Annotated in this window: 16 protein-coding genes; 15 read left to right on the top strand and 1 reads right to left on the bottom strand. The window is 39.7% G+C overall.

Going from position 1 to position 19,240, the window contains the following annotated elements; translation table 11 throughout:
- The first annotated feature begins 41 nt into the window (after positions 1–41).
- Both T344_RS0119995 and rsmA read left to right on the top strand, forming a co-directional pair.
- A complete protein-coding gene (locus T344_RS0119995) occupies positions 42–668 on the top strand; it encodes a YitT family protein (RefSeq protein ID WP_027630150.1) in 627 nt (208 codons plus the stop codon).
- Between the two features lie 70 nt (positions 669–738).
- The gene (gene rsmA / locus T344_RS0119990; protein WP_027630149.1) at positions 739–1,596 is read left to right on the top strand and encodes a 16S rRNA (adenine(1518)-N(6)/adenine(1519)-N(6))-dimethyltransferase RsmA; all 858 of its coding nucleotides are present in this window, start codon (positions 739–741) and stop codon (positions 1,594–1,596) included.
- Between the two features lie 198 nt (positions 1,597–1,794).
- Here rsmA and T344_RS0119985 read toward each other — a convergent pair whose 3' ends face one another.
- Complete coding sequence (locus T344_RS0119985) at positions 1,795–2,355, bottom strand: tyrosine-type recombinase/integrase (RefSeq protein WP_027630148.1); 561 nt, start codon at positions 2,353–2,355, stop codon at positions 1,795–1,797.
- 299 nt (positions 2,356–2,654) lie between these two features.
- Here T344_RS0119985 and T344_RS0119980 point away from each other — a divergent pair, with 299 nt between their 5' ends.
- The 13 genes from T344_RS0119980 (at position 2,655) to T344_RS0119920 (ending at position 19,233) form a co-directional block, all read left to right on the top strand.
- The gene (locus T344_RS0119980; protein ID WP_027630147.1) at positions 2,655–3,020 is read left to right on the top strand and encodes a response regulator; all 366 of its coding nucleotides are present in this window, start codon (positions 2,655–2,657) and stop codon (positions 3,018–3,020) included.
- Positions 3,021–3,074: 54 nt separating this feature from the next.
- The gene (locus tag T344_RS0119975) at positions 3,075–5,102 is read left to right on the top strand and encodes a chemotaxis protein CheA (protein ID WP_027630146.1); all 2,028 of its coding nucleotides are present in this window, start codon (positions 3,075–3,077) and stop codon (positions 5,100–5,102) included.
- 12 nt (positions 5,103–5,114) lie between these two features.
- On the top strand, positions 5,115–5,618 hold the full coding sequence (locus tag T344_RS0119970) for a chemotaxis protein CheW (protein WP_027630145.1): 504 nt from the start codon (positions 5,115–5,117) through the stop codon (positions 5,616–5,618).
- A gap of 80 nt (positions 5,619–5,698) precedes the next feature.
- On the top strand, positions 5,699–7,537 hold the full coding sequence (locus T344_RS0119965; protein ID WP_027630144.1) for a methyl-accepting chemotaxis protein: 1,839 nt from the start codon (positions 5,699–5,701) through the stop codon (positions 7,535–7,537).
- Positions 7,533–8,345 carry a CheR family methyltransferase gene (locus tag T344_RS0119960; RefSeq protein ID WP_027630143.1) on the top strand — a complete coding sequence of 271 codons (813 nt, stop codon included), beginning with the start codon at positions 7,533–7,535 and terminating at the stop codon, positions 8,343–8,345. The genes T344_RS0119965 and T344_RS0119960 overlap by 5 nt, the downstream gene beginning before the upstream one ends.
- 498 nt (positions 8,346–8,843) lie before the next feature.
- Positions 8,844–10,289 (top strand): MocR-like pyridoxine biosynthesis transcription factor PdxR, encoded by a 1,446-nt coding sequence (pdxR, locus tag T344_RS0119955; RefSeq protein WP_027630142.1) that lies wholly within the window; start codon positions 8,844–8,846, stop codon positions 10,287–10,289.
- Complete coding sequence (locus T344_RS0119950) at positions 10,279–10,716, top strand: GNAT family N-acetyltransferase (protein WP_027630141.1); 438 nt, start codon at positions 10,279–10,281, stop codon at positions 10,714–10,716. The genes pdxR and T344_RS0119950 overlap by 11 nt, the downstream gene beginning before the upstream one ends.
- A gap of 38 nt (positions 10,717–10,754) precedes the next feature.
- Positions 10,755–11,567, top strand: coding sequence for an ATP-grasp domain-containing protein (locus T344_RS0119945; RefSeq protein WP_027630140.1), 813 nt, complete (start codon positions 10,755–10,757; stop codon positions 11,565–11,567).
- A 175-nt stretch (positions 11,568–11,742) separates the two neighbouring features.
- Positions 11,743–13,329, top strand: coding sequence for a response regulator (locus tag T344_RS0119940; RefSeq protein ID WP_027630139.1), 1,587 nt, complete (start codon positions 11,743–11,745; stop codon positions 13,327–13,329).
- 21 nt (positions 13,330–13,350) lie between these two features.
- Positions 13,351–15,270: a sensor histidine kinase gene (locus T344_RS0119935; RefSeq protein ID WP_027630138.1), complete on the top strand. Its 1,920-nt coding sequence runs from the start codon at positions 13,351–13,353 to the stop codon at positions 15,268–15,270.
- A 147-nt stretch (positions 15,271–15,417) separates the two neighbouring features.
- Complete coding sequence (locus T344_RS0119930; RefSeq protein WP_027630137.1) at positions 15,418–16,800, top strand: extracellular solute-binding protein; 1,383 nt, start codon at positions 15,418–15,420, stop codon at positions 16,798–16,800.
- A 171-nt stretch (positions 16,801–16,971) separates the two neighbouring features.
- Positions 16,972–17,883, top strand: a complete 912-nt coding sequence (locus T344_RS0119925) for a carbohydrate ABC transporter permease (RefSeq protein ID WP_004629208.1) — start codon at positions 16,972–16,974, stop codon at positions 17,881–17,883.
- A gap of 15 nt (positions 17,884–17,898) precedes the next feature.
- Complete coding sequence (locus T344_RS0119920; RefSeq protein WP_027630135.1) at positions 17,899–19,233, top strand: carbohydrate ABC transporter permease; 1,335 nt, start codon at positions 17,899–17,901, stop codon at positions 19,231–19,233.
- Positions 19,234–19,240: the final 7 nt, after the last annotated feature.

The following is a 19,240-nucleotide window of genomic DNA, read 5'->3' as shown; positions in this document are numbered from 1 at the left end:
AAGAACAATGGTTTCAAAACTGAATTTATGGAGGTTGATATATGAATGTAAAACGCATGCTTCCAATAATTGTTATGAAATACATTTTTATTCTTGTGGGTTCAATAATGACTGCCCTGGGTCTCGAGGTCTTTTTCAAAGCCCATAATCTTATCGGAGGCGGAATTATAGGAATTTCAGTGGTATTGAGCTATCTTAGTGAAATACCTTTGGGAGTGATAATTTTTATTTTAAATTTCCCCTTTATTCTTGTTGAATATATACAACGGGGAAAGCAAAAGCTGGTTACAATATTATTTGCATTGCTGTCCCTTATTTACTGGATATCCGCAATAAATACCGATAACTGGGAAACTTACGATATTCTGAATTCTACCATATTAGGCGGGATTTGCCTTGGTATAGGTTCGGGATTGATTCTAAAATACGGAGGGTTTTTAGACGGGATTGAGCATAGAAGAATATTATTTAAGATTAATAACAATTATTCACCAAATAAGTTAGTTATATTAATTAATCTTCTTATAGTAATTGCAGCCGGATTTATATTTGGGTGGGAAAATACAATATATTCGCTCATAGCGTATATTGTTGTATTTAAAGTAATTGATTTTACACTGGATATATTGCATCCGCTGGACCGCATATACAAAAAGGGACAAAAATAAGAAAATAGCCTTCAAATAACAATTTTATAGGATATAATATTATTAAAATTTATTTTTTGAAGGAGAAGTAATGATTAAAAACAATACACTGGACGTTATTAAAAAGCATAACCTGAGGTTGACCAAGTCCCTCGGACAGAACTTTCTGAATGATGATAACGTCGTAAGGAAAATAGTTGATGCCGCTGATCTTGATAAGGATACGCTGGTTCTGGAGATTGGTCCGGGAATCGGCAGCATGACAAGGGAACTTGCCGGGAGGGCGGCCGGAGTTGTGGCCATAGAAATTGATAAACATCTGATACCTGCTCTCAATGACAACTTAAGTGAGTTTTCAAATATAGACATAATTAACAATGATGTTATGAAGGCAAATATCGATGACATAATATCGGAATACAAGAAAAAATATAATTCAAAGTCGGTAAGGGTAGTTGCCAATCTTCCATATTATATTACCACTCCCATAATCATGAGATTTCTGGAAGAGGTCAAAGGGATAGACGGAATGGTGTTTATGGTGCAAAAGGAAGTTGCGCAGAGAATGGTTTCGGGACCGGGTACAAAGGATTACGGGGCACTGTCGGTTGCAGTGCAGTTTTACTGCAAGCCTGCAATAATATTTGATGTGCCGCCCCATTGTTTTATTCCGCAGCCCGAGGTACATTCTACAATTATCAGGCTGGACATATTGAAAGAGCCTTCAGTCAGGGTTGACGATAAAGATCTGTATTTCAAACTGGTCAGGGCCTCCTTCGGGCAGAGAAGAAAAACTCTTGTAAACGGACTTGCCAATGCAGGCTTCCTTAGAAAGGATAAGGAGCAAATAAGGCAAATAATCGAGAGTATGGGCTTAAAGGACAATATAAGGGGCGAAGTGCTCTCGGTACAGCAGTTCGGAGAGCTGTCAAACCTGTTGGGACGTTAAGCGGCTATAAACTAAATAAAAAGACAAATATAAAATGCCAATTATGCTTAAAAAAATCATAATTGGCATTAATTCTATATCATAGGAAAATATTAACGTAACAATTTTATTATTATGTTACATTCGACCTTATTTGTCATTATACACTATAATATTTCCAATTTCTACATTAATTTTAAATTTAAATCTGACCGAACTTCAGAACTGCACCAATGAATAGAGCTCATCTTTCTGATCCTGATTGATCCCGATATAACGCAAGGTAATGCTCTGGGAACTGTGGTTGAAAGTATCCATTATTAAGCCGACATTATATTTTGACATGTTATATGTCCAGTACCCCCAGGTTTTTCTCAGGCTGTGAGTGCCGAAATTTTCAACATTGCAGAACATGGCCGCTTCCTTTAAAACCCTGTAAGCCTGAACCCGCCCTATATATCCGCCTTTTTGGCTTGAAAACAAATAGGAATCATACTTTATGCTGGAATTTTTAAGATACGAATTAATATTTTTGCGCAAGGCATCATTTAACTTTATCTTTTTTTCCTTTCCCGTTTTCATCTCTTTTAATATCAGGTAGTCTCTGTATTCACCTTTTTCATTCAGTATATCCTTTACTTTTACGGCAAGAATATCACTGATCCTTAGTCCGGTATTCAATCCGAACTTAAATAAAAGGCCATATTTGGGGTCCTTTCCATTTAAAAAATAATAAATTTGCTTAATTTTTGCTTTATCCCGTATGGGTTCTACTGTCATGGTGATTTCCTCCGAGGTCAGATTTGTTTGGCAGACAAATGTCGTGAAATGTAGATTTGTGTCAATAAATAATGTAATTATTATAGCATATTATGCATAAATTGATACATTTGTTTTTTGCAGGTTTAATATATTTTATAGCTGGACATCAGCGTAGTTATAGTAATAGTGTGCCTTATGTACTCTAAAAAAATGTAACATAATAATAATATTGTTACATGGTTGATGAAGATATTATGTCAATAAATTTACAAAAGATTTTATATATTATTTATATTTACAAACAAGGATGTGATTGGATGCTAAAAGTGTTGGTAGTTGATGATGCGGTTTTCATGAGACAGGCTTTAAAGCTGATACTTGAAAGAAATGGTTTTACGGTAGTCGGTGAGGCTGAAAATGGCAGGATAGCAGTTCAGAAATACAAGGAATTGTCACCGGACCTTGTAACAATGGATATAACAATGCCTGAAATGGACGGGATTGAAGCCGTTAAAGCAATAAAAGCAATCAGTCCGGGCAGCAAAATAGTCATGATATCGGCACTGGGACAGGAAAGTCACATCAAGGAAGCTGTTATGGTAGGGGCTACCGGCTTTATTGTAAAACCTTTCAAAGAGGAAAGCATAGTAAAAGCTCTCAGTAAATTTCACAGCAGCACATGAAAATAATCCGGTAATCATTATTCGATACAAAATTTATATTACGGGGTGGCTATTTTGTCGGACTATATAAATACTGAGCCAATGCAGGAAATATTTGTATTTGAAACTTCCCAGCTTATTGAACAACTTGAACAGATAATTCTTTACAGTGAAAAGAAAAACGGACTTGAAAGCCAAATAAATGAAATATTCCGGATTATGCACACTATCAAGGGCTCTTCTGCAATGATGTGTTTTAATAATATTTCCCTGCTGGCACATTCTGTTGAAGATGTATTTTTTCATTTGAGAGAGAACAAACCTCCGCAGGTTGATTACATGTACCTCACAGACATCATGCTGAAGGTCATCGATTTTATTGGGAGCGAGGTAGTAAGAATCAAAAATAAGGAAGAGTCCTATGAAGATCCATCAAATATAATCCACCTGCTTACCAATTTTCTATCTGATTTAAAAACTTCCCGGACGGGAGAAGAAACAAACCGCTCTGCACATGAAGCCGGTGATGCTGACAACAACCCCGGCGTACACAATTATGCCTATAAAGCTGTCATAACCTTTGAGGAAGACTGCGAAATGGAGAGTATGAGAGCATTTGCAGTTATTCATACACTTCAGCAGGTGGCCTATGGGATCAGCCACTTCCCGGAGGAGATTTCGGATAAGGACAGCTGCAATAAGGAAATCCGCGCTAAAGGACTTACAGTGCGGTTCTGTTGCCGGCTGCCCGAAAGTGAGGTAAGGCAGCTTCTGGAAGAAACCATGTTCCTGAGGGAGCTCACTATTGAATGTGAACCTGTACACGCAGATCGTGAGAGCTCAGAGGAAACTGAAATTTGCCTGCCGGGCATGGAGGAGGACAGTACCGGGAAGAATTCCGGGGAGCCTGCCGAGGCAGATAAGCTGGCAAATCTGTCAAAACAAAATTTCATAAGTGTTAATATTCAAAAAATGAATAAATTAATGGATGTGGTAGGAGAACTGGTCATATCCGAATCCATGGTAACCCAGAACCCTGAGCTGAAGGGGCTTGAACTGGAAGGCTTCAAAAAAGCTGCCAGACATCTGAAAAAGATAACCGGAGAGCTGCAGGATATAGTCATGTCTATGAGGATGGTTCCCCTTTCCACTACATTTCAGAAAATGAACAGGATAGTCAGAGATATGAGCAAAAAGCTGGAAAAGGATATTGTTTTCGAAATAACCGGAGAAGAGACAGAGGTTGATAAAAACATTATCGAACATATATCAGATCCATTGATTCACCTGATTCGCAATGCGATTGATCACGGAATTGAAACCAGGGAGGAAAGAATATTGGCCGGAAAGGGTGAAATAGGAAAAATCACTCTTGAAGCAAAGAACTCCGGCGGGGATGTTTGGATAATCCTGAAGGACGACGGAAGGGGGCTGGACAAGGAGGGAATTATCCGGAAAGCCATTGAAAATAATATCCTTCAAAGGCCTGCAAGTGATATGGCCGATAAGGAGATCTATTCAATCATACTGCTGCCGGGATTTTCGACAAAAGAGGAGGTAACTGAGTTTTCAGGCCGTGGAGTTGGAATGGATGTTGTCCAAAAAAACATTGATAAAGTCGGAGGAACAGTCCAGATCGACAGTAATCCCGGCACAGGCACCACATTCTCCATAAAAATTCCGCTGACTCTGGCCATTATGGACGGGATGACGGTAAGAGTCGGACAGGCCACCTATACCATCCCTACGGTTTCCATACGTGAATCGCTTAAAATCCGCCAGAACGATGTGATATGTGATCCTGACAAAAATGAAATGATTATGATCCGGGGTCAATGCTATCCAATATTAAGGCTGCATAAGATTTTTAATGTGAAAGCCGGTACCGGGAAACTTGAAGAGGGCATCCTGATATTGGTGGAAAGCGAAAATGAAAGTGTCTGTGTATTCGTTGATAGTCTTATAGGCGAACAGCAGGTGGTAGTCAAAGCGTTGCCGCAATATATCAAACAGGTTCAGGGAATTTCGGGATGTACATTATTGGGTGACGGAAGCATCAGCCTGATAATTGATATAGCAAGTCTGATCAAAAGTAAACGATGAAAGGAGACCAACATGGCTTCGATATTGGAAGATAATTTGCAAATTGAAAATGAAGACACTCAAAAAGGGAGGTTTCTGACATTTACATTGGGAAAGGAGGATTACGGGATAGAAATAAAATATGTAACCGAGATAATCGGAATACAGCCCATAACACAGGTGCCGGAGCTGCCGGATTATTTGAAGGGCATTATCAATCTCAGAGGCAAAATAATTCCGGTAATGGATGTAAGACTCAGGTTTAAAAAAGAACCTCTGGATTACACCGACAGAACCTGCATAATAGTGATCGATATAAATGAAACTTCCATAGGGCTCATCGTCGACACGGTATCCGAGGTGGCTTCCATTGATGATGAGGATATTATGCCGCCTCCCAATTCCAAAACCGGCTTTAATAACAAATATGTCAAGGGGATAGGAAAACCCGGAAATGAAGTAAAACTGCTCCTGGACTGCGGAAAGATACTGAGTGAGGATGAGACTGAATTGCTGGGAAGTATGGTGCAGGCGTAGTTATTGTTTTGCCGGTGGAATTATTGACAGCAATCCATCCGGTTATTTAAATTAAAATACATATCTCAAGGGAGGCTTTTATGAATTGGTTTAAAAATATGAAAATAGCGGCAAAGCTTATTGCAGGCTTTGTCATTGTGGCATTGATAGCGGGCATCGTAGGTATTGTGGGTGTCATTAACATTGTTCAGATAAATAAGGCAGACACAGAGCTGTATGAAGTAAATACGGTACCCATAACAGAGCTGGCCACCGCAAATGAAAAGTACCAGAGAATCAGGCTCAATATGCTCAATGTCATAATAAATAAAGATACTCAATCAATGAATGAGAATATGACCAAAATCAGTCAGTTCCAGGATGAAATGCAGACTGCGCTGGACAGCTTCGGGAAAACCATTGTGGGCAGTCAGGTAAGAACCGAATACGACTCGCTTGTAAAAACTATAGATGAAGAATTCCTTCCGTACAGCAAGCAGGTTACTGACCTGGCCCTGGCAGGTAAAAATGATGAAGCTCATGAGCTCACCAAAACAAAGGGAGACAGCTTGAATAAGACTATTCAGGCCAACTATGACAACCTGTTCAATATGAAGGTGGACGACGCCAGTAAAAAATCCCAGAGCAATGACGGTGCGGCACAGACAGCTATTGTGATGATGATAATATTTATCGCTGTCGGAATGTTTTTAGCCATAGGCCTGGGACTGATCATATCAAGGCTCATCAGCAATCCTATAAAAAATATGGTTGTTGCGGCCGACAGGCTATCTCTGGGAGATGTTGAAGTAAGCGTACAGGCCGATACAAAGGATGAAATAGGCACTCTTATGCTGTCCTTCTCCAAAATGGTGGAAAACATACGGAGCCAGGCCCTGATTGTTGAGCGGATGGCAGCAGGTGATCTGACCATCGATGTAAAAGTGAGATCGGATAAGGATCTGCTGGGCAGGAAGCTGAGTGAGATGATCGAAACGAATAATGAGGTGCTGAGCAATATTAATTTTGCTTCGGAGCAGGTGGCATTGGGGGCCAGACAGGTGTCATCATCAAGCCAGATGCTGTCACAGGGCTCTACTGAACAGGCAAGCTCGGTGGAAGAGATTACTTCCTCAATAACCCAGGTAGCTGCCCAGACAAGACAAAATGCCCAGAATGCCGGACTTGCAAATGAACTTGCCGTATCGGCCAAGGATAACGCGGCCAGGGGCAACTCCCAGATGCAGGAGATGGTAAAGGCAATGGCCGAAATCAACGAGTCTTCTGCAAATATATCAAAGATAATAAAAGTAATTGACGAAATAGCCTTCCAGACAAATATACTTGCGCTGAATGCAGCAGTGGAAGCCGCAAGGGCCGGACAGCACGGAAAGGGTTTTGCTGTGGTTGCCGAGGAGGTAAGAAATCTTGCCGCAAGAAGTGCCAATGCAGCAAAAGAAACCACCGAAATGATAGAGGGCTCCATTAAGAAGGTTGAAATAGGTACAAAGATCGCCAATGAAACGGCAGCTGCATTGGACGAAATTGTCGGAGGTGTGGCAAAAGCAGCAGCGCTTGTGGGAGATATAGCAGTGGCATCAAATGAACAGGCCACAGGTATATCCCAGATCAATTCGGCTATCGAGCAGGTCGCTCAGGTTGTCCAGACAAATTCGGCTACCGCCGAAGAGTGTGCGGCTGCCAGTGAAGAGCTTTCAGGTCAGGCCGACATGCTTAAGGAGTCGGTATCACGATTCAAACTGAAAAAAGCTAAAGCCGCATTAACTGCCAATGAGGTGCTTACACCGGATATGCTCCGCACAATAGAGGGTATGCTTGAACGGAAAAAGAGCAAGGAAACCCCGTATACATCAGAGGAGGAAGCCGCCGCCGCAAAACCCAAAATATCCCTTGATGACAACGACTATGGCAAGTATTAGTCAAATGACAGAAGAAGAATTCATTGATTTGGTTGATTATGTAAGGCAAAACTATGGGGTAAATCTTATACATAAAAAATCACTGGTCTCGGGAAGGTTAATAAATTATCTTGCAGAAAATAACTTTTCCAGTTTTACCGATTACATGAATCACATAAGAGCCGATAAAACCGGCAGGTTTGCTGCTGCAATGATTGACAGGCTCACAACAAATCATACGTATTTCATGCGCGAAAATCAGCATTTTGATTTCTTCAGAGATCATGTACTGCCTCAGCTTGAAAGGGTTTGTGACAAAAAGAAGGATATGGGTATCTGGAGTGCCGGCTGTTCTACGGGAGAGGAACCCTATACTCTGGCCATGATAATCGGTGATTACTTCGGGGCTTTAAAAAGTAATTGGGATACCAGTATCCTTGCCACCGACATATCCACAAAAGTTCTGGACAGAGCTGCTGCCGGTATTTATGGCAGGGATACCGTAAACAGCCTGCCGGAAGCCTGGAGAAAAAAATATTTTACTGTTCAAAGCGGGGAGGCTTTTAAAGTTTGTGATAAAATAAGAAAGGAAGTCATTTTCAGAAGATTTAACTTAATGACCGGCTATTTTCCCTTTAAGAGAAAGTTTCATGTTATATTCTGCAGAAATGTGATGATATATTTTGATAATGAGACAAAGCGCGAACTGGTGAATAAGTTTTATGAGAGTACCGAGGAAGGCGGTTACCTTTTTATAGGTCACTCCGAATCCCTGAACAGAGAGGATTCAAAGTACAGGTGTGTCATGCCGGCAGTGTACAGAAAATAATACCCGGGTAAAATATACTTCTTGTACAGGCATGCGCACTCTCTGCAGTGTAATCTGTAAACCGTCCGGTAGTGGGAATGGGATAGCCAGGAGCAAAAATGTCCCTGGTGACGAGGAATCTGAAGAAGCAGAGGGCATACTTTTGGTCTGACGAATAGAAATCACACCAGGTGTATGTTGAAGACAAATTGCTGGTAGTACTCCAGGCAGTCGACGGCTTGGAGGAAGGGTAAGCACGGAAAGTGAAAGATATGCAGGAGTGTACAATTCTTTGAAGATAACTGAATACAACATCGCCAATGCAAACGAGTCGAGAGAAAGATTACTTGAGTAAATATTGGATGGTGATAATCTTAACAATTATAATTCGGAGCCGAAAAGCTCCTTTTTTTTAACTCAAAACACAATTCCTCATCCGCAATAACATAAAATTTCACATACAGTGGTTCTTTAACTATCTGATTTTTTATGTAAGAATATAACAAGGTGGTGAGAATCATGTTTGCAGACATTAATTTTACAAAAGAACGTCCGGTTTATGTTCAAATCAAAGAATATATCAAACAGATGATTTCCAGAGGAATGCTTCAGGAAGGACAAAAACTGCCGTCTACCAGAGAGTTGTGTGAAATATTGCATGTAAGTAGGAATACAGTAATTGAGGCTTATAATTGCCTTCAGGATGAGGGATTTATAGATACTATGGGGGGCAAAGGCACATTTGTAGCATTTAAAGCGGTAAATTGTGCAGATGTATGTAATTTAGACTGGTTAAACAGAATAAGTTACGAAGCAAGACAGGCCGAACAGTTAGACATCATGAAGCAGGGGATAACTTATGAAAAGGGGATGATTTCTTTTACCAGTATTGCTCCCGATGAAAAATATTTTGATATAGATAGTCTGAAAAGAGCGTTTTTGGCCAAAATCCCTCTTGAAGGCAAAAAGCTACTGAATTACGGATATGCCAAGGGTTATAGGCCTCTTATGCAGCATATATTGAAATATATGGAGAGCAAGGGTCTTGATACAGGCGGAAAAGATATACTTATTACCAATGGATTTACAGAAGGTTTTGATCTGGTATTATCCGCTCTGTGTGATAAAGGGCAAAAGGTAATCTGCGAAAATCCTACACACAATACTGCTATAAAAGTTATGAAATTGCACGGACTGGAGCCGGTTGGAATAGCTATGGATAATGACGGCATGAATCTTGGTGAACTTTCGAAAACTTTATCGGAAAACGATATGCGCCTTGCATACCTGATACCATCCTATCATAACCCAACAGGTATCGTTATGCCGCCTGAAAAAAGAGCAGACATCCTTAATATTTTCAGCAAATATAAGGTGCCTGTGATCGAAGATGGCTTTAATGAAGAATTAAGATATTCGGGTTCACATATTACTCCTTTGATTGCTTGCAATGGGAAAGGTAATAATGTCATTTATATCGGCAGCTTTTCCAAAATTCTTTTTCCAGGCTTAAGAATTGGCTGGGTTATTGGTGATGAAAATCTTATATATTACATTGAAAGTCTGAAAAGAAGCCGGAATATTCATACATCCTCTTTTGACCAGGCATTATTGTATCAGTATCTTTATGAAGGAAACTTCGATAAATATATCAAAAAAGTAAGAAAGATATATAAAGAAAAATATGAGACGGCTCTACGTTATACAAAGGAATTTATACCCTGTAAAAATGTATCGGGTGAAGGCGGTCTGCATATTTTCGTTGAGCTTGAACACAGCATTGATTCACGGATTGTGCTGGAGCAATGCTGTAAAAAAGGTGTTGTTTTTACTCCGGGAGATATTTTCTTTACGGATAATACCGGAAAAAATACCCTACGACTCGGATTTTCCAGGGTAGATAATGAAGAAATTAAAAAGGGCATTAAAATTATTGGGGAGGTAATCAAAAAATATGAAAATTAAAATTCGGGAAGCAGCGGAGTGTGATATACCCTTAATTCTTTCACTGTATTCGCAGCCGGATATGGATAACGGTAAAATCATATCAGTTGAACAGGCAAAGCATATTTTTTATAAAATGAAAAGTTACCCTGATTATAAAATTTATGTAGCTGCTGATGAGGAAAGAATAGTAGGAACCTTTGCGCTGCTCATTATGGATAATCTTGCTCATATGGGGACGCCGTCAGCAGTTATTGAGGATGTGGTAGTATCCGATAGTTTTCAGCGGATGGGTGTGGGTAAGGAAATGATACGTTTTGCAATAGATAAAGGCAAAGAGGCTAAATGTTATAAAGTCTCATTATCCAGCAATATAAACAGGAAATCTGCACATGCTTTTTATGAATCGCTTGATTTCCAAAGACATGGATACAGTTTTGTTATATAAAATCCTAACTCAGAAATCTGGCTAATGGAGGATGTTTTATGAAAATCGGAGTTATTATGGGAGGAATATCATCGGAATATGAGGTTTCTCTTAATACAGGCAAAGAAATAATGAATAATTTGGATTCTGATAAAAACAGTATTTGTCCCATAAAAATTAAAAGTAAAAAAGAACTTATTGATAAGGTTCAAAATTTGGATTTCGTGATATTGGCACTTCACGGAAAATTTGGAGAAGACGGAACTATTCAGGGTTTTCTGGATGTAATGGGCATACAAACTCCGGATTGGTTAATTGTCCGGAATATTGATGAGTTGAAGTATCAAAAGATTGAACAATTAGGATATCCCGTGATTATTAAACCAAATTCAGGAGGGTCCAGTATCGGAACATACATTGCCCATAGTCAAGAAGAAATATTTGCAGCCGTAAGAGAGGTCTTAAGTCTTGATAATGAGGCATTGATTGAAAAGTATGTAAAAGGTGAAGAAATAACCTGTTCAATTTTAAACGGAAATCTATTACCGGTACTTTCAATTAAACCAAAAGCTGAATTTTTTAGTTACCTTTCTAAATATGATAAAGAAGGTGCGGAGGAAAATGCAGCTCAGCTCACAGAGAACCAATACAGGCAAATTGAGCAGATTGCAACAAAGTGTTATGAAGTTTTGAAATGCAGTGTTTATGCCCGGGTAGATATAATAATCAAAGCCGGTATCCCTTACGTGCTTGAGGTCAACACGCTGCCAGGTATGACGAAAAACAGCCTTTTCCCCAAGTGTGCTAAAGCTGCTGGAATATCTTTTGACCAACTTCTGGAATTATTGATAAAATACTCGCTGGATGAATGATTTTAAAGAAATAATGCAAATCCCATATAAAATTTAAATGGGATTAATAACCAAAGGAATTAAATTAATATTGTAGAATAGGTATACCATAATATTTGCTATAATGATTCGACAGTAAATGTCACGGAATTATATCTCAAAGTTTTATCCAGGGTGTAGCCGGAGGGAATATCAGATGTTCAATATTTTAATTGTAGACGATGATCAAATAGATATAGAAGGTTTAAGCCGGTTTGTAAACTGGAAGGAGCTTGGATATAATGTCATAGGGTCTGCGCACTCGGCAACAGAGGCTGTAGGTATCATAGAAACGGAGTACGTGGATGTGGTGCTGACCGATATAGTTATGCCCGGCAAAAACGGGCTTGAACTAATAAAAGATGCCCTGGAAATCAATCCGAACATAAAAACCGTCCTTTTAAGCGGTCACAGCGAATTCCAATATGCAAAGGAAGCACTGCGGCTGGGAGCTTTTGATTACCTGATGAAGCCTGTGGATTTCAATGAACTCAAGAGTATATTTGAAAAGCTGAAAATCAGCCTTCATGAGGACATCCTGGCCAAGCAAAAGCAGGTTGAATTTATGAAGATACTGAGGATGCAGTTTCTGAATAATATTGCAGGAGGAGTCATACAAAATCCGGAATACATTCATAAAAAAGCCTATGAAATAGGTATTGATCTCACAGATGAAAGTTTTTGCATAATCAGATTTTTAGTTCTGAATGAAAAAAGCCATAAGAACCTGGAGCATGGTGATTATGACAGTTTCAAGTCTGCATTGACCGGTGAGATAGCGAATTATCTTGAGAGCTACGGAAAAGCCTATGCCTTTGAAAACAATATAAGCGAAATATCGGTTATTTTTTATCCAAAGGATCTGACCAAATTGGAAAGCATACTTAAAAAGTTGATGCTGACTATAGATATAGTTAAATCAATAAACCTGTACCTTGGTGTGGGAGGCATCTACAATACTGTGGGAATGCTCTCTCATTCATACAGGGAGGCCGGAAAGGCCCTGGATTACAGGTATATAAACAAAAGCAGCCTGCTTTTTTATAAAAACATTTCAAGGTTCATTACAGGAAAGCCGGTTGTGCCGGCAAATCTGGAGGAAAGCATACAGGAACATCTCCTGCACGATAACGAGGAAGCCTTCGAGGAACATATTCTTAACATAATATCGGAACTGTATACTGATAACATGTATGACAGAGGAGTCCTTCTTGAGGCGTGCATAGAAATCTTATTGATCATAAACAGATTTTTAGGAAAATACCACAGCCGGGAGGTTCAAACCGCCCAATCCGATCACAATGTAATTGGAACACTTTTAAAAATAGACAATTACGAGGAAATTAAAAAGTTTATCTCCTCATATTTAAGAAAAACCATATCCGGTTTGCATACAGTCAGGGAAAAGCCCCTTGGGCTGGCTATCGAAAGCGTGCTCAGGTATATCAATGAACACTACAATGAAAATCTATCCCTGCAGAAGCTTTCCGATGTGGTATATATGCACCCGACCTACCTCAGCAAGCTCTTTAAAGAAAAAACGGGTGAGAATTTTTCCGAATATATTATGAAAGTGCGGATAGAACAGTCAAAAAAGCTGCTTCAGGATTTGTCGCTCCGAATGTACGATGTTTGTGAAATGGTAGGCTATGACAGTCCCAAGCATTTTGGCAGGATATTTAAAGAAATAACAGGAATCACGCCAAAGGATTTCAGGAAGCAAAGCAAAGGGTTGAAACAATAATTTCTCATAAGGGGAAGTCCGATGAAAAGAAAAGGGATGAACCAGAAATTAAAGAAGATATATGCTGGAATATTAAATACATTGAGGAAATTCAGTATATATAAGAGGCTGATATTAGCTTTTCTCATTATCATCATAATACCTAATATGGTAATTGGCTATTATTCCTTCAACATAAGCACCCGTGAGATGGATAAGAATATTTCAAGCAGTACCAGACGGATATTGAGCAATATCGGGAAAACTGCCGATGAAAAGCTGAAGCCTTATGAGAAACTTGCCCTTAGTGTCTTTTCAAATACACAGCTCAGAAATTTATTAATAGAATGCAAATCACTCAAAGATAATAAAGCTTCTGATCCCGAAGCTATGAAAAAATACCAGGATTGTAAAATTAAAATAGGAAATATCCTTTTTGAGTCCTCTCGGCTGCAGGATATAAATAATCTGCAGATTGTCAGCGATTATGACCAGTTTGTCCAAATTGATTACAAAGGCACAAAAAGAGGTGCTTCCATTGAAAAGGCTGAGGAATATGTAAAAAGACAGGACTTTCTCAATGCCGTAAATTCAGACGGCTCTCTGGTCTGGAGCAACAGTTCGAAGGAAAAGGACATATACCTTGTAGAGCCTCTCAGAAAATCATATTTGGGCGGATATATCACGCTTTTCCAGTCGATTCCCGACCCTCAGCTGAATCAGAGCGGACAATTAGGAGTAATTATTATTAATGTTCCCATTAAAATATTCAAGGACATGATCGATCTGGAGAACATGTATGATGAAAATGAAATAGTATTCATGTCTGGAAAAGGCGGAACAGTGAGTGTTTTAAACGGTGTGTATGCAGTGAATAAAATGCCCGGAACAGACATAATCAATGAAATATCTGCTATAAAAGAAGGCAGTCTGGTAAGGAAAATCCAGAACAAGGATTATATACTGGTTTTCCAGACCTCTGAAAAAACAGACATGACCATTGTATACATGGCCGAAAGGAAAAAAATACTCAGCGGTGTCTACAATGTCAGAAGCCTTATTATAGAGGTAACAATAATATGCATATTTTGTGCGCTTGTAATATCTTATGTCGTCACGTCAAGTATTTCCATTCCGCTCAGGCGTCTTAAGAAAACAATGGAGAGGGTCGGTGAAAATAATCTTGAACTTGTCTATCATGACGAGCAGAAAGATGAAATCGGGGTTCTCGGAGACAGATTCAATGCCATGATTGTACGTATAAAAAACCTGCTGGGAAATCTCATTGATTCCGAGGTATCGAGAAAGAATGAGGAGATCAGGCGCAAGGAAGCTGAATTGGATGCACTGCAGATGCAGATCAAACCTCATTTTATGTACAATACTTTAAATATTATCAGGTGGAACGCAATGTTTGCCGAAGATGGGGAAGGCCCTGTCAGCAGTATGATTGCGTCATTTTCCAAATTTTTAAGATTTAATACCATAAATACCAACAGACTGGTGGAGATACGGGAGGAAATAGAGCATCTGTATGCCTATGAGAAGGTGCTTAAGCTCAAGAAAGAACTGGAATTTGCCATTATGCTGGAGCTGTCTGATGAGGAACTTCTGAACAGCAAAATAACAAAGCTTACTTTTCAGCCTATTGTTGAAAATGCAGTAAAATACGGACTCACCGGTAATGGACGGCCAGGTGAAATCAACATAAAAATCAGTGCTTCAGATATGGATATATTGATTGAAATTACCGATAACGGAGTGGGCATGCCGCAGGAACAGGTGGAGCTGATCAACGGCAGGCTGATGTCCAGCAGCAGTACTTCTCAGGGCGGAATCGGACTCAAGAATGTCAATGAGAGAATCAGACTTTATTTTGGACAGGAATACGGACTTAAAGTCGTTAGTGAGGAAGGAAGATATACTTCTGTCATTATTCATATTCCATATATTAAAGGCTGATTATAAAAAAATGGTTTACATAATATTATTTCCTTCAAATAGATTGAATTCACGCACCTTTTACAAATATACGGCCTTTTGAGCACGTTGGGTTTCTTCATATAATTGATCTGGAAAGTAGTTAAAAATAAAGGGGGAAATCATTAAATGTGTAAAAGATTTTTAAGTATTATCTTATCGGCAGCGCTTTGTACGGGATTGCTTTCAGGATGCGGCGGAAGCGGTGCCGCCGAAAGTGCCGGTTCAACATCTGCAGCACAGACTTCGGCAGCTTCTGCTCCAGCAGCTGAACCTGAAAAGGATATAACCATAACCTTATGGCAGCAGGCTGCAAATACGGCAGAAGCAACACTTGCCATGCAGCAGAGTTTCCAGAAGGATAATCCGCATATTAAACTGAACATAGTTGAAACACCGGATAACGGCACTGATGCCATAATAGCAGCCATTGCAGCTGGAAATGCTCCTGCGGCCATACAAATGGGCTATCCTACCGTAATGTCCTACATATATAGGAATGCATGTCTGCCTATTGATGATTTTATAGCTGAAACTCCGGATTTTGCAAACTTCGAAAAGACACAGGTGGAATCTTTTGCGGTAAACGGCAAGCACTATGCAGTACCCTACGATAAATATGTCATGGGTTTCTACTATAACAAAAGATTGTTTGAAGAAGCAGGAGTAACTTCAACTCCTGCAACCTGGGATGAATTCCTTGAAACTGCCAAAAAACTCACAAATCCCGCAAAACAGCAGTACGGCTTTGGCCTTGATGCAATACAATGGGGCTGCTGGCATTTTGAAACCTGGGTATGGGGAGCAGGCGGAGATTTGACCAAACAGAATTCAGACGGAACGCTCACTTTGACATTTACAGATCCGGCAGCAATAAAAGCGGCCGAATTCTACAGAACTCTCAAGAAAGAAAAGGTAATACAATCTGACGGAACAAAAAATCTGGAAGCTTTAACAAAGGATTTCGCAATGGGTAAATCAGCAATGATTTATGACAGCATAAATGCCGGTACTCTTGCAAAATTTGTAGATGCCGGTGCAAAAGCTGAGGAAATAGGGTATTTCGCATTCCCGAAAGGCCCAAGCGGAAATGCATATACTCAGGCCGGTGCCAATGCCTGGGTACTGCCTGCCACCAGTGATATGGATATTGCAAATGCAGGCTGGACCTATATAATGTATGCAAATTCAAAAAATGAATTAATGAATACACTTAAGGAACAGGCGGCAAAAGGTCCTTTAGGAGCAGCAATTCTGGCCAGAACCGATGTGAAGGTTTCCGATATCGGTGAAATTGATGCTGAAATGCAGGCAGTAATGGATGCATCAAATCTCATAAGCAAGCCTGAATTCTATGGAAAAGGTGCAGTTGGCTCTTTCGCAGACGATATGGTTGCAAAAATCTTTGGTGATACAAATTCAGACATAACTAAAGTATTTCAGGAATATCAGGATAAAGCCGCTAAAGCTGTAGAAGAATTCAATAAATCCGTCAAGGAATCTAATAATTAATCCCTCTTGTAATTAATATTGTAAACATACAAAAGAGGCACTTAACAGGTGCCTCTTTAAAAATAAATGGCACGTGCTTAAATTGAATTTAAGCCCATAAAAAATTTCATTGAAATTTTTGTTTCTGTTTTGGGCAAATTCATTTTGCACAAAGCAGAAATGGAGTTTAAAATGAAAACATCAAGTTCTGTTATTACTACCCACAGGCATCTGCATATTTACCGGGTAAAAAAGGCGGTAATACCGTGGCTGTTCCTGCTGCCGGGATTGTTATCCACCTTTGTGCTGAGATATTACACAATATTCCAGGGGCTTAAATTGTCCTTTTATCAGTATGACGTTGCAAACCCTCCGGGTAAGTTCGTGGGTTTTGAAAAATTCGGAGAGCTGTTCAGGAATACAGATTATTGGCAAGCCTGGAGGAATACCTTTGTATATCTGGTTCTGATCGTGGCATTGAATTTTTTCATACCCATAATTCAGGCACTGTTTTTAGGAGAAATAATCAAGCTAAGAGGCTTCTTTTCAACTTTTTATATTCTTCCGGCAGTTATTCCGCTGACAATAAATATAACCCTGTGGAAATGGATATGGGAACCTGAATTCGGAGTGGCAAACTACCTGGTAAAGTTTTTTGGAGCCGATCCCATACCATGGCTGTCAGATGCACGGTGGGTCAAGTTCTGCATTATTTTCCCCGGAATTATAGGCGGCGGGTTTTCGGTATTATTATATCTGGCGGCAATCCTCGGTATATCGGAGGATGTCAAGGAAGCATCAATGCTGGACGGCTGTACCGGCTTTAGAAGAATGTTCTACATTATTCTGCCCAACATCAAGTTTCTCATATTGATTCAATTTGTTTTAACTACCATGACGGCTCTGCAGCTGCTGGACCTTCCTTTCCAGTTCACAGACGGAGCACCGGCCGGGGCGTCAACATCACTTCCGCTGTTTATTTACCACTACTACACAAGGAATTACGATTATGGCCTGGGCAGTGCCGCAGCCATGACACTGATGATGATTATAGCGGTAATAACATTTATACAGTTGAAGCTGAATAACCAGGAATCGGAATAAAGGGAGGCAGATGAAATGGCTAAAAACATTTCCGAAAAAAGACTTAAAATCATAGCATATTTTTTAAGCACTATATTTTTATTAATTATTATATTCCCGTTATTTTATATCGTGAGTTTATCTCTGCAGGACGACAGCGAAATATATTCCTACCCTCCAAGGCTGATTCCCAGAGAAGGAACAAGCATATCCATAGTTATGGATTATTCAAAACTGGAAAATCAATCTGAGGGTGAGTTAAAGGATACTATGCTGAAGGATTCGACCCTTGCAATGTACTCCACCATATATGAACTGAACAGGGAGACTATAAGTGAAGTCAAATTTTACGGCACCATGGACGGCAAAACAGTATTTTATTCAAGGGCTCACGGTTTAATGCTCAGGCTCCAGCTGCAGTTCGGAACATATACCAAGGCAAGGGTTTCCTCAAAAGTCCTTCTTGCAAACGGCAAATATTTGGAATCAGCGGAGGCATTGGGCTATAACTTTGATATTAATGGACTGGACAGGGTTTATGATATTATGGAGCTGGGAAAAAACAGGTACTCCGGTCAAATGGGGGAATATCTCAAGACCGCATATAATACCGAAGGTGATTTCAAGGGTACCATAGCAGCTTACAATAGTATTCTCCTGCTGGAAAACTACAAGTACTATTATCTTACACCGGTGTATATGTATAAAAATATTCCAAGCATCCAGAAATACAGTTTTTTTGCATTTATGTTCAATACCGTGATCACTCTGGTATTTGCCATAGTTTGCGAAGTGGTCATATGCTCCATTACTGCATATCCTTTGTCTAAATTATTGAGTAAAAAGACCTCCGACAAGGTACTTCTATATTTTCTTGTTACTTTGATGATACCTTTTGTATGTATTATGATACCGCAGCTCATACTGGTCAAAAGCTGGGGAATGTATAATAACTATGGCGGAATGCTGATTACCTGGCTTTATCCCTATCCATTCTACATTTATCTTTTTAAAGGCTTTTTTGACAGGATTCCCAATGCATATTTCGATGCTGCAAGAATGGACGGTTCAGGAGAGCTCAATACTTTTCTGAAAATATGTATTCCCATGTCCAAGCCCATTATAACCCTGATTGCCCTTCAAACCTTTGTAGGAGCCTGGGGAGATTTTTTCTGGTACTTCCTGGTGGCAAACAAACCCGAACTTTGGACACTGAACGTGGCCATATATACCATTTCCAAGACATCCCAGGTGCGGCAGAATATGATGATGGGACTTTCTGTAGTGACAATCCTGCCCGTTCTGATAATCACAGCTGTTTTCTCTAAGCAGATCAAGACAAGTATCATGTCCTCTGGCATAAAAGGTTAAAATAAAG

The organism is Ruminiclostridium cellobioparum DSM 1351 = ATCC 15832, assembly GCF_000621505.1.
Taxonomy (GTDB): Bacteria; Bacillota; Clostridia; order Acetivibrionales; family DSM-1351; genus Ruminiclostridium; species Ruminiclostridium cellobioparum.
This window is presented reverse-complemented; position numbering and strand designations above follow the sequence as displayed.